Consider the following 13,262-nt stretch of genomic DNA (forward strand, 5'->3'; position numbering starts at 1 on the left):
CCCTACACACGATCATCAATGACCCACATCTTGACCTACAAGAAAAAGACAACAGCATGAAACCCAAGCATCACCCGATCGCGCTCGCCATCGCCCTTGCCTTCGGCAGCAACGCTTATGCACAAACCGTCGACCTGCCGACTGCCACCGTCACGGCACCTCCAATTGTCGACTCGAACCAAGTCGATGGATTTTCAACATTGACGACCAAGGTGACGGAAGCGCAAATCAAGGACCTGGGGGCATTGAGCCTTCCCGATGCGTTAAGAATGACGCCGGGCGTACAGGTTTCTCTTTACGATGCTGTCGGTAACTATTCGGGTAACGAAGGCGGCAGTGTGTACATCCGCGGCACGGGAACCAGCCGGCCAGGTAGCGAAATCAAGACTTACCTTGACGGCCTTCCTGTTTATATGGGCCTGTGGAATCACCCATTGATGGATTTGCTGCCGCTCAACGGCATCAAGACAATTGAGGTGAACAAAGGACCGCAGCCGTTGGTATCCGGGAACAATTTCGCATCCATCAATCTTTTGACAAAAACGCCGACGGAAAATGGCGTTCATGGCGATGCCAGCGCGACTGTTGGCTCATACGGGACCCGTATTTTCCAAGGCAATTTGTTTGGGCGCACGGACGTCATGGATTTTTCCATGGCCGTTGGCAGCGCGGAATCAAACGGTTATCGCCCCAACGGAGATGCCGATCTCAAGAATGCCCTGGGGAAGATTTCCTTTCGTCTGAACAATGTATGGTCAGCGGGCCTAAGCTACCTTCACGTGGAGAATCGTGTTGGAGACCCAGGTGACAATCGTTACCCGGTCACAGCCGCCCCGGTTGGCCTTTACCAGTCCAATGGCGTTGGTCGAAACAGCAGCTCGACAGACATGGTGACTGCCTTCGTGGCACACCAGACGCAAGACTGGCGCGGTGAATTCAAGGTGTACTCCAACCAAGGCAAGAATGATCTTTCTCAAGACGCCAACTGGGGAACCTTCAATAGCCGCTTCAACATGTTTGGTGTCCGGTGGAAAGAGCAATTTACGCCCTGGCACGGGGGTGAGATCGTAGGGGGGATCGACTATGACAGCATCTCCGGTTCAATGACCGGACCGAATGTGGGCGCGGCCGTCGGCACGCCATTCGCGTTTGGCATTGCAGGTAGTGCCGACATTCCCACGTTCAGGATCACCTCCCCTTACCTTGGCATCAGTCAAACCTTCAACCTTGGCGAGAGCTGGGTTGTACGACCGTCGGCCGGGATACGCACCTACCAAAGCAACGTCTATTCGTCCAAAGGCGCACCTAGCGCCGGCGTGTCGCTCATTCGCGAGAACCTCACGGTTTACGCCAACTATGCGGTGGGCATTCTGTATCCGGGAGCAGAAGCCTATGCCTTGCCCCGTGCGCTGCCCATGGCGTTTGCAGCCAATAACGGCTGGAACACGCTCTCTCCAGAAACAAACAAACATATGGAGATCGGGGCAAAGTGGGATGCTTCCGGGACCACACATCTCGACGTGAGCGTCTTCCAAGATGCAGTCAGCGATCGCTATGTCTGGTCTGGCTTCACGCCCTTTGCAACAGGCGTCTGGAGCAATCAGTACCCGGACTACAAGGTACGCGGCGTGGAAGCCTCCGTTCGACAGGAGTTCGGGGCAAACTGGGCTGTATTTGCAGGAGCCACCCATCTGAACTCGTCCGTGAGCAACATCCCGTACGCGCCCAGCATGGCTTACTCGGTCGGCGTCAACGGGAATATCGCCAACTTCCGCATCGCCTTCGACGCGCAGCATCAAACCAGGATGTACTCCCAAACCTGGGACCGTAGCCTCACGAGTAGTAACGATCAGGTCAAGGCATTCACCGTCGCCAATCTTCGCGTTGCTTACCCGATACGCAGCCTCGGCAAGAAAGGAGAGGTTTTCGTCAGCGCGAACAACCTGTTCAACGCGTCTTACGCGTACAACGCGGGTTACCCGATGCCCGGTCGCAACTATCGGGTCGGCCTGAGTGCCTCGTTCTAGATAGACGGACGCGACACACCAAGCATGCTGCAGTCGCGGCAGGAGGTCAACATCTCCGGGCGCCGCGCCTGCCAGCTTGCCTCAGCGGGCGGCATCGCGAAATACAGTACAGAGTGAACCGGACTCCTCATGCTGCAGATGTGCAGAGGTGGTTGTCCCAAATCAGCACGTCCGCGATACCTATACTGTCTGATGCGCCCAACTCAATGATTAGGAGAGTAGAGATGAACGTTCGATTCCTTTCCGCAATGATGGTGGCTACTGCCTTGGTTCCCGGGCTCGCTGCCGCAGAGGTTGACGTCAGCAACGCGTGGGTCCGCGGCACCGTCCCGGCGCAAACCTCTACGGGTGCGTTCATGACCTTGCAGGCCCACAGTGCCGCCAAGCTCATCGGGGCGAGTTCACCCGCAGCCAAAACTGTGGAGTTGCACAGGATGACGATGGACGGCAATGTGATGCGCATGCGCCCCGTCATCGCAATCGACCTGCCAGCCATGCAGCCCGTCGAACTCTCGCCTGGGAGTTACCACGTAATGCTGATCGGCCTGACGGCGCAACTGGTCAAGGGCAGCACGGTGCCGATCACGCTCAAAATTCGCGAGAACGGCAAGGTAACGGAACAAACGGTGACGGCCCAGGTGCGAGATATCACGGCGGGCGCCGACTCGTCGGGTATGGGCATGGATATGTCAGGACACAAGCACTGACTTGCGCCTAGACATCTGGGCATAGTTGCCTATTCGACCTAGTTCTTCTCATCACAGTGCTCCGCTATCGCTCGGCGAACTTCCAACTTCGCCGAGCGTGGGAGATTCTCTAGCCTCGACCTGCAAATTCACCAGCCCAGCCACTGTCATGCAAGATGTCGACCAATACTTGGAAGCAGCCACCCGCGACAACACGCGGCGCAGCTATCAGTCGGCCATTCGGCATTTCGAATCCGAATGGGGTGGCTTCCTGCCGACGAGCGCCGATAGCATCGCGCGCTACCTGGCCGACTACGCGCAAACGCTCTCCATCAACACGCTGCGCCAGCGCCTTGCTGCGATCGCACAATGGCATGTGTCCCAGTGTTTCCCCGACCCGACCCGGGCGCCACACGTTCGCAAGGTGCTCAAGGGCATTCAAGCGCTGCACCCGGCGCAGGAACGGCGCGCCAAGCCCCTGCAGCTCGCCCAGTTGGAGCAGTTCGTGGCGTGGCTGGATGCCCAAATCGCCACATCATCGATGGCGGGCAACGGCCACCAGCGCCAGGTCCATACGCGCAACAAGGCTCTGGTACTGATGGGCTTCTGGCGTGGTTTCCGATCGGACGAACTGAGCCGGCTGCAGATCGAACACATCACGGTCGAGCGCGGCCGAGGCATGATCATCTTCCTGCCTCGCACCAAGACCGACCGGAACCACGCGGGCACGACGCACCGGGCGCCGGCTTTGTCGCGCCTGTGCCCGGTGGCAGCCTATGAGGCCTGGATAACCGCATCCGGCTTAACGGAGGGCCCAGTCTTTCGGCGGATCGATCGCTGGGGTCGCATCGCCGGCGTGGCGCTTCAGGCCAGCAGCGTTGTGCCTCTGCTGCGAACGCTGTTTCAGTGTGCTGGGCTGCCGCAGGCGGATCGCTACAGCAGCCACTCGCTGCGGCGGGGCTTTGCCACCTGGGCCAACGCGAACCAGTGGGACATCAAGATGCTGATGGAATATGTCGGCTGGAAAGATGTCCGCTCCGCCATGCGCTACATTGACGCGGCCGACCCGTTCGCGCAGCACCGAATCGAAGCCGCGCTGGCGCCCATCACCGTACCATCGAGCCCGGCAGCCACGCGGCTTCCGGCGGTCCCGCCCAAGCCCGTAACTGAAACGCGCTTGACCGTAGACCTGACCATCGAGCTCAACAGCAAATTTGTGCGCAGCAAAGCCAAGGCGCGCCGGTGGATCGAGCGGTTCTGCCTGTCCCAGTACCAGATGCGTGCTGTCGACCAGCGCCGCCCCCGGTATGAGATCGTCATGCCGTTCGCCACAGGGCCAGAGTTGGAGCAAGCCATCGAGGAGTTGCTCACGGACATGCACGACCAGGCGGACCTCTGCAATTGCTTTATCGAGGTGACGTTGCACGATCCGCTGACCGACACCTATTGGGGGTGATCGTGCAAAACGGCTCGCCTCCAAGCTGAGCCATGGTGGCCAGCTTGAGTCTTGTGTTCATGCATTGCTCGCCCGTCGCCGAGGCGCTGCTTCAAGGAGCGCATCCTGGTACAGGTGGATCGGGAAGCTCAGGATGCCCCGGAAGTTCACATGCGCGAAGTGTGCCGGTCCCATCCGTCGCAGCCAATCATCGTCAATCCGCTGCCCCTTGCTGCGCCAGGCATCAGCGGTTGCATGCATGCGCTGGGTGTTCCAGGCAATCACCAGGTTCGTCAGCAGCGTGAGCGACCCGGAAATCGCGAACATTTCGTCCTGGCGGCGCCCGCGGTCGTGTTGCACCTTGCTGGAATAGATGGCGCGCTGGAGCTGGTGAACCGACTCACCCCGGTTGAGCAGCGTGCGCAGCTCCCGGCGAAACTCGGCGTTGCTGAAGAAATCGCATAGAAACAGCGTGCGCAGCAGCTTGCCCAGGTGATCGGCCGCCCGGTGAATGGGGTCGCCGTGGGCGGCACTGCCGAACCGCTGCAGCGCGACGATCGCACTCACCCGGCCAGAGTGAATGGACGCCACTAGGCGCAACAAGCCATCCCAGCCGTCACGAATGGCCTTGAGCGAGATCTCATGCGAGACGGCCGCTGACAGGCCGTCTGCTACCTGCATGCCGCGTGGCAAGTACAGCTTGCGCTCCGATAGGTTGCGCAGCCACGGGCACAAGTCAAAGCCGAGCAACTTCGACACCGCCATCCCCACGTTCGTGTAGCCATGGGTGTCGACCGCTAACCGCAGCAGCCCGCCGTCGGTACGGGTCTCGTTGTGGCGTATGACGCCTTCGATCGCCACGCCGGTCTGGCGCTCGTTGAGCACCATTGGCTGGTTGTAGACAATGCCATGCTGATCCAGCACGTGCGTATAGATCCCGACGGCGTGGGTGCGCCGGCGCGGATCGGCGCGCGCGTAAAACAGGTGCGGGGAGGTGTCCAGGCTCATTGAATCGCTCGACGCCCGTTGACCGGTTCCCCACAACTCGGTGATCGGATGCGTGCGCTGGAATTCCACGACCCGTTCGTTCGCGCGACGCAGGCGCCCCGGCATCTCGAGCATGCGCATCGCCGTCGAGACGTGTGCGGCGTCCAGCTGCGGAATCATGGCTGCGACGCCCTTGGCTTCCAGCTCAGTGCCGTGCGCGATCAGCGCGGCGTAGAGCGAGATCAGCTCGTGCGCGTCGCGGGCTTTGCGCGCCAACAGCACTTCGCTGAAACTGGTACCTAACCATGACGCACGCCTTCACGGCGCAACTGGCGTGGATTCACGAGCAGCAGAACTGGCGAGCCAGCTTACTACGCGCATCAGACTGCGCCCGTCGGCGCCAGCGGCGATCCTGCGCGGATGGTCAGAGGCAAGGAAATTTTCGAGCATGGCCTTCCGTCCGAAGGCGTGCCGGCATGCGCGTCCTGCCACGGCCAGCATGCCGAAGGACAGGACACGTTCCCGCGGTTGGCGGGCCAGCATGAGGCCTATTTGGAGCGGCAAATCACCCACTTCCGAAGCGGCGCGCGCGGCAACGCACCGGTGATGAGCGCCGTCGCGCATACACTGAACGATGAACAAGCGAAGGCGGTGGCCACCTTCCTGCAGGCACAGTAGTAGAGCGCCACCGCGAAACCACTGACACCATCAAGGCAACGTGAGGATTCACCGCAGCGGTGCGCTGCGCATGGCGCGAGCGCCTGTTCGCATCTGTCCGGACAAACAGCGACAATACTGGCCGACAGCATTCGCTCAATGACGCAATGATAGATATCGATCAGTACCTGGAGGCCGCCACCCGCGACAACACGCGGCGCAGCTACCAGTCGGCCGTTCGCCATTTCGAGGTTGAGTGGAGTGGGTTCCTGCCGGCGAGCGCTGACAGCGTCGCGCGTTACCTGGCCGATTGCGCCCAGACACTTTCGATCAATACGCTGCGCCAGCGGTTGGCCGCACTCGCGCAGTGGCATCTTGCGCAGGGTTTCCCGGATCCCACGCGCGCACCCCATGTGCGCAAGGTGCTCAAGGGCATTCAGGCGCTGCACCCTGCGCAGGAGCGGCGAGCCAAGCCGCTGCAATTTACCCAGCTTGAGCAGTTGGTGGCCTGGTTAGATCAACAGATCGAGGCGGCAGCTGAAGACACTCGTATGCTTCAGGTCCACACGCGCGACAAAGCATTGGTGTTGATTGGCTTCTGGCGTGGCTTCCGCTCGGACGAGCTGAGCCGGTTGCAGGTCGAGCACATCACCGTGGAGCCCGGTCGCGGCATGACGATCTTCCTGCCCCGGTCCAAAACGGACCGCAATCACGTTGGCACGACCTACAAGGCGCCGGCCTTGTCACGGCTGTGTCCAGTGACAGCCTATGAGGCATGGCTGGCTGCATCAGGCTTGGCGGAGGGAGCAGTGTTTCGCCGGATTGATCGTTGGGGCCGGATGGCGGAGGACGGACTGCAAGCGAGCAGCGTCGTGCCGTTGTTGCGGACGCGGTTTGAAGCGGCAGGGTTGCCGCAAGCGGATCACTACAGCAGTCATTCACTGCGGCGTGGCTTTGCCACCTGGGCCAATGGAAACCAGTGGGATCTCAAGATGCTGATGGAGTATGTCGGCTGGAAGGATGTCCGCTCGGCAATGCGCTACATCGATGCGGCTGACCCGTTTGCGCAACGCCGTATTGAGACAGCCCTGCTCAGTTGAGCCGCCCATTTTCTCAGGGACGGATCGCAGTCCACGAATAGCGTGCAATCATCCAATTCACGAGACGCCACGTGGCACGTGGGCGAACGGAAAAACTGACGCCATTCTTGTCGAGACACCACGCGGGGCAAAACGCCTCTTCCTCCGGGCACTCACTCCAGCCGATATCCACGACTCTTTTACACGATGCCACCTGCTTGAGAACAAGGCAAAACAGGCCTAGTACTTCAAGCTCAGCGAGGATTCGGTTTGCCTGAATACTCTGGGGAACCCAGCAACTACGCAGAACCAAGTGTGCAGAATCAACTTCCTCAATATCAATGTCGGTCCTCCTTTTTGGGTCCGTCATGCGATACAGGGGATTCACGCCGTATAGATACGCGGTCTTGCAGTACGCTGCCGCAGTAGCACAGGCAGGTACCTGCATGCGCAAGCCACTTTGAAGGCTGTCCAGATGAGACGCCACTCGTACAATATCCGCCTCTCGATCGCTACAGAGCGCCCTTAGCTTCCTCAATATTGCCAGGATGGTTGCGGAAGCCGCGATGAATATCTTTCTGCCAGAGGAACCCTCTTCACGCGCCAGGTGGAAGTTGGATACCTTTCCGGCACTCCATCCTGGCAGCGTCGCGCCCGTCCACAATGCATGGCGAAGCACTCTGCGGCGCAGCCGGACATCAAGATCCTCCAGTTCCATGCTGACGGAATCGGTCGGTCGTCCAATGCGAAATCGTGACTTGTGCTCATCGCCCAAGTCCAATAGGCGTCGGCGCTCGGCGACCATCAGCTCAACCAGCCGAATCTCGATGTCCCGTCGAGCATCTGCAACAGTTCGAAGCAGCAAATTGCCACATCGTGAGCAAGCAAAGGGATCACGAGCCACCGACTCCCATGTCGGCTTAAATGCATATCCGCAAAGCGCGCAGGTCCCTAGCAAGGGCACGTCATGCAAAGGGCATTTCTCGATCGCCACGTGCTGAAATAGCGTTGCGTGGTACCCGTGCGCGATACAACGCGGACAGTATCGTAGGTTCCGACGCGCCAACGTCCCGCAATCCCCCGCTCTGAAGATGTCCTGGCCGGCCAAATAGGAGAATGCGGATCGATCAACACCTAACGTATTGATGAGTCCACGATAAAGGTCAGCACGCTCGCCGTTGACGAATGGGGGCCTGAAGATCTGTCGCCCCGGTGGCAATACGCCGAGAAACTGTGGCAATTCGCACTGAGTTGGGCAGCGGTCGAGACAGACCCTGGACCACTTGGCATACAGGGACTCTTCAGCGCCGTCCATGTCGGCGGGAGTCGCCTCCACCTTGCGATGCTGGTGGACGATAGATTTCATGGCGCCTCCTCTCGTTGAATCGAGTCATCAGTGCAGGCGGCCTCCGCATAGTATGCAATTACGCCCAAAAAGCCTGCGTCCCGCAGACAGCGGAGCATCAACGTAGGAGATGCCTCGCGCGCATCCAGCCGGCCTTCCGCCACCCGATACAGAAATGCCAGGACCGTGGAGCGCAGATACTGCATCGGCACGTAGATGTCCTCCATAAGGTTGTGCTGGCTCTTGGCTATCGCTAGTGCATCCCTCAGAACTGGGGCCATATCTGCTAAGCACCACCCTTCCGCGTAAGCGACTGGCAAATGAAGTGCAGAGGCGCACGGTCCCTCCGCTGAGACAGGCCGATCCAGTTCGGCCAACACCGCCTCAAATTCCGAAATTGCAACGGCTTTGAAACGGTGTTGATGAACGTGAAAGCGCCCCGCAATCTGGTGGCGTTTGCTTTCGCTCCAGTATTGGTTGAGCGTCTCAAGCTCTGGCTGGCCGACAAGGAGAAAAAATGGTCGGAGTTGTCGATGGACGAGTTCGTTAAAGCAATGGATCAGGTATCCATAGTGCTGTTGGGCGAGTACTTGTGCTTCATCGATGATCACCACGACGCGTCTTGCGCACAGAGAGTCCGCTAGTTGCTCGATATGGTCGTAGAGCCTGCCACGCAAGACAGCGACATCTCGATGTGATACGGCACGACATTTCGACTGCTGCATGCGCTCTTGCGTGAACTCTCGTTCGCCAACAGACTCGTTCACCGGCATGAACCAGTTCAGGGTCGCCACGGGGTAGCCGATGGCGGAATGTAAGACCTCGGCGAGATATGCACAGGCAGAACTCTTCCCTATCCGCTGTTTGCCAAAGACGACGCCTCCCGGCGTATCAAGGCGCACCCATTTCGCGACGATGCGGACCATCCTGTCGATCGCCGGGGTCCACACGATCGCATTTGCCAATACATCGGGCTCAGCAATGTCGGGCGCAGCTTCGGACGTTGTGGGACCCATGTCTATTCCTTCGGCAAGACGATGCGACGCGGAATGGGCCTTGCTGAAAACCCGTCCTGTGCCTCAGGCTCGTCCATGCTGGTCGACAGTCCGAGTCGCCGCGGCTTCGGCCCAGAGGGCTGCGCGTTGACTTGCAATAGCGCCACGCTCTCGCCAGCCCCCAAGCAGTCAATCGATCTATCAATTTCCACTCGCCAATTGGCAACTCCGTACGCCTTCAAATACTCGAGCAGGTACGCGAGTTCCAACCCGGCTGTGCGGTCGTGGGGCGCTCGCTCTCTTAGACACGCGAGAAGGCAAGCGAGCGGCTCGTCATCGGCTCGCGGGCCGAGCGCTCCTTTACGTTTAAGTCGAGCGTGAAGCTTCCGGATGCGTACGTCATGAGGAAACTTCGCCCACTTCCCCGTCACGGCAAGCGTGTCGAATTCTCTGCCATCGCCGTCAAACAACAGTACTGTGCGCAAATCTCTGAAATCTGCTCGGACCCACATCTGCTTATCTTTAAGTCCGATCTGACGCTTCAAGAGATCACTGGTGTAGCGCTCATACAGATAGTTGATGTACGGAAGCCTCCCGTTACGGAGATCCACCTTGACCGGTGCTGGACTTGGCTTGCCGAACCAGTGGGGGCGCCGCTTATCGGCAGGTAGGTGAATTGGGGTCAGCGCTCCGCTTGCCAGACTGCGTTTGAGTCGCTCAAGCGGCGCGATGTAGCCAGCCGCAGCTGCCGGTAGTGCGTTCGCATTTGCGCAGTAGCAATCGAGTGCGCTGGCGAGCCGGTGAACCGGCACACGATCTTTGATGCCGACCGCGGCCGATTTTCGCAAGGGGTCCTCCGGACCAGTTCCCGTAGTTCCTGGCAATTGGTGAATCAGCCGTCGCGCTTGCACGGAGAAGTCCGCTTCGATGTGTGGACGCTCCTGCGGCGTACCGGGTCGCCCCAATTTGGCCTTTGCGCCCCAAAGATCCTTGATGAGGTAGTTCACGTGGTCAGCAAGATGTGCCAACGCATTGTCGAGATAGATTATTGTTGGTACCGCAAAGCGCAGTGCAGGAATCACTGCAGCGGGATATCCCGCACCGTCCTCGAGCAAACCGGCGGCGGTAGCATCGGCGTCGAACGTGACGCCGTTGATGGCATCCCAAAGCAAAATGGCAACATCTTCGGCTGAGGCTTGCGGTGCGAGAACAAGGCGATTGGCCAGCTTAGCGCCGGTGGCAACGTCAAGCGCACGAATAACGAACGCCCGCCGCAACTCGATTTGCTCCCAGTCCCCATTCGCGTTTGGGATTTCGTAGATCGCCTCAAGGTCAATCGTGTTTTCGTCGATCTCCCATGCCTCGTAAGGCGCGGGTAATCGTTTTGCCTGCCCGTCTCCCTTCTGATAGTCGAGCGATTGTGCAGCGCTCGGCCCGTATTCGCGCTCTACCCAACGTGTTCCGTGACGAGCCAAAAAGACGTCCTTGATCCATTTGCGCAGCGCCTGCGCTCCTCTCGCTTCTGTCGTGAACGGGTATTCCGTGTCTGGGATGCCCTGTTCTTTACTGATACGCAAAAACGCGCGGTGTATGTCGCGAAAAGCGAGCCGGTTGGGCTGCGAGCGATCTTTCGCCGTTTTCGGTGTCTTCAACTCTTTGATCAGTTGGTCCTCGATTTCCGGATGCTCTCGAAGCAGCTTGTTGAACGCACCTTGGAATCCAGCGCGCAGATCGCTGTGATAACCAATAGCCTTGACGCGTCGGAGCGGCTGGGTTCGAGTCCCCCTTACACAAGCCCTCAATCCCCAGATGCGTCCGTCGGGTGCCGGTTGTAGGCAACGGTTGAAAATCCGTAAGAATCGCGACCGGGACAATCCAGTCGCCTCCTCTACGGACGTTAGTGGTTGATTCTGTAGGTACAGATCAATGCCCTTGCATAGCCGCTGATAGCGACGGCGAGCCACTAAGTCCTTGAGCAATCGATCGTCAACGGCCGGCCACAACTCGACTGAACGGTAGCATTCGGGAAGACGTCTCCGCCCTGACTCATTTGCGGAGAATGAGGGTGCTCTGGCCATAGCGAACTTCCTCCAACTGTATTTTGAGCACGCCGGCTGCGTGCAGCCTGATAAGAACGGCATCGACAAGCGTGTCCGGTATATCTCGATGAATGTGCGCTCGAATTTCGCCACGGGTGGTGGCAGAAGCGGACAACAGAAGCTGTGCGATAGCTCGGCTGACCGATATGGCGCGATCGTCGGCATGAATTGCCGCACATTGACGTAGTCGATCCAGGTTCGAGAGCAGAACCGGTTGGCTCCGAATCTGTTCGGGAGTTCGGGCGGACCAGATGAACCCGTGCGCATGCGCCACATATGCGAGCGAGCGTGCTCTGGCCCGACTCGTTGGCGTATCGCGTGCGTTCACAATCTGGATTTCAATGCAGTTGCGCTCGATCAGCAGGTCCGGGGACAAGCTCAGCCGATGGCCTTGATAGAGGCATGTCAAGCGTTCGCTATGTGGCAAGAGGCGCCGAACGGATGGATCTGCCCAGTGCAGCAACCAGTTCTCAAAGTGCAGCTCTGTGGCGAACGCCACGTGCGTATGCCGCAGTGGATCGATGCAGCGCAGCACGCCACCGTGAAAACCGATATAGCGTCGGTGCAAGCCGCCGTGCCGGTGTTCTCGACTGGACCACATGACTTCCTCCTGGACAAACGATCCTCCGCACGTCTGCGACAACGAGACGCGCGCAGCAACTTTGGAGTGCGGCGAGATGCAGCCTCTTTCGAGAGCGATGCACAGAGCCGACCGCCATTCGCCGGATAGGCGAAGCGGCCTTGGGTCTTCTAGGGAGGTGTACAGGCGAACGCCGGCCCGCCAACTTGACAGTTGGCGAAAAGACGCCGAGACTTTGGAAGCGTCAGCGAGCCAAGTTGACGAGGACCGCAGTCTAAGACGCCCCAGTGTTCGCGCACTGGGGCGTTTCCTTTTCTTTCCCTCTCTTCCTCTTCAACCGGGCGGCATGTTTTCCTCCGTTTCGGGTCGGGAATTGGCGGCTGCGACGTCTAGCGTCGCTATCCACTGGGCTACCTCGCAGGTCTTGGCGAATCGTCCTCTTCTCTTCTCTATGGTGAAGGTGCTTACCGGCACGGTTCCAAGCCGGACCGCTTTCCGAAAGGCCTGAGCGGACACATACCCTAGCGCTCGCCAGAGGCTTCTTCCATGCATAAGAGGTCCGTGCTGCCCGAGTAAATATGCCTCAAGGCGCACATCAACGGGTCTGGCCGGATTGGACATGGACAAGAACCGATCGAAATCGAAAGAAACGCAAAACAACGGATAACGCATCCTCACGATGGTTGCGCGGCAGCAGGCTCGCAAGGCATATTCGACGGCAGAAAATCGCCCTAGACGCCTGCCAACGAACGATGTATGCATTTTCTCCAGTGCAATGCGATCCGCCGCCTGGGTGTTACGTTGAACTCACACGTTTTCCATTGCACGGCATTCAATGCGCCCCACGTGGAAATCGGCATTTGAGGCACTACCAGAGTCGGCTCGTGTATGACATCGCCTGCGAAACGCTCGGCGTCTGGACTCCGTATGCCGTTGAGAAACAGCTCATGGGGAATGCATTTGTACCTAGTGAGCGCAGTCGGTGGTGGGAAAAACTTCGCTACGGCCGGCTAGACTTGCCGAGAGCGCTCGCGCGCGGGGATCCTGCATCGAAAGTGTGGCTGGAACGGCTAGCGAGAAGGACGAACGAGGCGTCACGGGTCCTTTCAATGCCTCTTTGGGCGCTGTCAACGATTGGGCGCGTAACAGTCGAGGCGGTAGTGTCATGGCGAGGGCCGGTAAGTTCCATGGGCATCCCCATCCCCGAGTTTCCGGCTCGTTCTAAGCAATGTGCCCGGCGGTACGTCGAACAATTGTTCGAACCGATTCGCTCGCCGGACACGACATGGGCGGGAGCTAACGTTGCGCTGTTTTGCCTACGGCTCGCGCAAGCCCGCGGAGACCTAGCCAGCTACGCGCTGACCTATGAGGC

General features: G+C 59.2%; 9 protein-coding genes and 2 pseudogenes. 6 read left to right on the forward strand and 5 right to left on the reverse strand.

Features of this window, described 5'->3' with window-relative positions; genetic code table 11:
• From JHD73_RS22760 to JHD73_RS22770, 3 genes are all read left to right on the forward strand, one after another.
• On the forward strand, positions 1 to 2,027 hold a 2,027-nt coding region (locus JHD73_RS22760; RefSeq protein WP_233177115.1), incomplete at its 5' end, for a TonB-dependent receptor.
• Between the two features lie 224 nt (positions 2,028 to 2,251).
• Positions 2,252 to 2,734, forward strand: coding sequence for a copper chaperone PCu(A)C (locus JHD73_RS22765; RefSeq protein ID WP_064803362.1), 483 nt, complete (start codon positions 2,252 to 2,254; stop codon positions 2,732 to 2,734).
• Positions 2,735 to 2,882: 148 nt separating this feature from the next.
• Positions 2,883 to 4,169, forward strand: a complete 1,287-nt coding sequence (locus JHD73_RS22770; RefSeq protein ID WP_199032454.1) for a site-specific integrase — start codon at positions 2,883 to 2,885, stop codon at positions 4,167 to 4,169.
• Positions 4,170 to 4,226: 57 nt separating this feature from the next.
• Here the strand turns inward: JHD73_RS22770 and JHD73_RS22775 are convergent.
• Positions 4,227 to 5,432: pseudogene (locus JHD73_RS22775) on the reverse strand (transposase); the annotation flags it as partial.
• Positions 5,433 to 5,504: 72 nt separating this feature from the next.
• Between JHD73_RS22775 and JHD73_RS22780 the strand changes: the two are divergent.
• Both JHD73_RS22780 and JHD73_RS22785 read left to right on the forward strand, forming a co-directional pair.
• A pseudogene (locus tag JHD73_RS22780) lies at positions 5,505 to 5,813 on the forward strand (cytochrome c); the annotation flags it as partial.
• 146 nt (positions 5,814 to 5,959) lie between these two features.
• A complete protein-coding gene (locus tag JHD73_RS22785; RefSeq protein ID WP_233177116.1) occupies positions 5,960 to 6,892 on the forward strand; it encodes a site-specific integrase in 933 nt (310 codons plus the stop codon).
• Positions 6,893 to 6,905: 13 nt separating this feature from the next.
• Here JHD73_RS22785 and JHD73_RS22790 read toward each other — a convergent pair whose 3' ends face one another.
• The 4 genes from JHD73_RS22790 to JHD73_RS22805 all read right to left on the reverse strand — a co-directional run bounded on the left by JHD73_RS22790 (position 6,906) and on the right by JHD73_RS22805 (position 11,911).
• Positions 6,906 to 8,237, reverse strand: a complete 1,332-nt coding sequence (locus tag JHD73_RS22790) for a hypothetical protein (protein WP_199032456.1) — start codon at positions 8,235 to 8,237, stop codon at positions 6,906 to 6,908.
• Complete coding sequence (locus JHD73_RS22795; protein ID WP_199032457.1) at positions 8,234 to 9,232, reverse strand: ATP-binding protein; 999 nt, start codon at positions 9,230 to 9,232, stop codon at positions 8,234 to 8,236. Before JHD73_RS22795 ends, JHD73_RS22790 begins: the two co-directional genes overlap by 4 nt.
• 2 nt (positions 9,233 to 9,234) lie before the next feature.
• Complete coding sequence (locus JHD73_RS22800; RefSeq protein ID WP_199032458.1) at positions 9,235 to 11,085, reverse strand: hypothetical protein; 1,851 nt, start codon at positions 11,083 to 11,085, stop codon at positions 9,235 to 9,237.
• A gap of 172 nt (positions 11,086 to 11,257) precedes the next feature.
• Positions 11,258 to 11,911: a hypothetical protein gene (locus JHD73_RS22805; RefSeq protein WP_199032459.1), complete on the reverse strand. Its 654-nt coding sequence runs from the start codon at positions 11,909 to 11,911 to the stop codon at positions 11,258 to 11,260.
• Positions 11,912 to 13,077: 1,166 nt separating this feature from the next.
• Here JHD73_RS22805 and JHD73_RS29190 point away from each other — a divergent pair.
• Positions 13,078 to 13,262: hypothetical protein (locus tag JHD73_RS29190; RefSeq protein ID WP_233177117.1), on the forward strand; the 185-nt coding region annotated here is incomplete at its 3' end.

The organism is Ralstonia sp. ASV6, assembly GCF_016429285.1.
Classification (GTDB): Bacteria; Pseudomonadota; Gammaproteobacteria; order Burkholderiales; family Burkholderiaceae; genus Ralstonia; species Ralstonia flaminis.

Coding starts and splice junctions, on each gene's coding strand:
- JHD73_RS22785 (WP_233177116.1), top strand. CDS start 5,960: ATGATAGATATCGATCAGTACCTGGAGGCCGCCACCCGCGACAACACG.
- JHD73_RS22770 (WP_199032454.1), top strand. CDS start 2,883: ATGCAAGATGTCGACCAATACTTGGAAGCAGCCACCCGCGACAACACG.
- JHD73_RS22805 (WP_199032459.1), bottom strand. CDS start 11,911: ATGTGGTCCAGTCGAGAACACCGGCACGGCGGCTTGCACCGACGCTAT.
- JHD73_RS22795 (WP_199032457.1), bottom strand. CDS start 9,232: ATGGGTCCCACAACGTCCGAAGCTGCGCCCGACATTGCTGAGCCCGAT.
- JHD73_RS22790 (WP_199032456.1), bottom strand. CDS start 8,237: ATGAAATCTATCGTCCACCAGCATCGCAAGGTGGAGGCGACTCCCGCC.
- JHD73_RS22765 (WP_064803362.1), top strand. CDS start 2,252: ATGAACGTTCGATTCCTTTCCGCAATGATGGTGGCTACTGCCTTGGTT.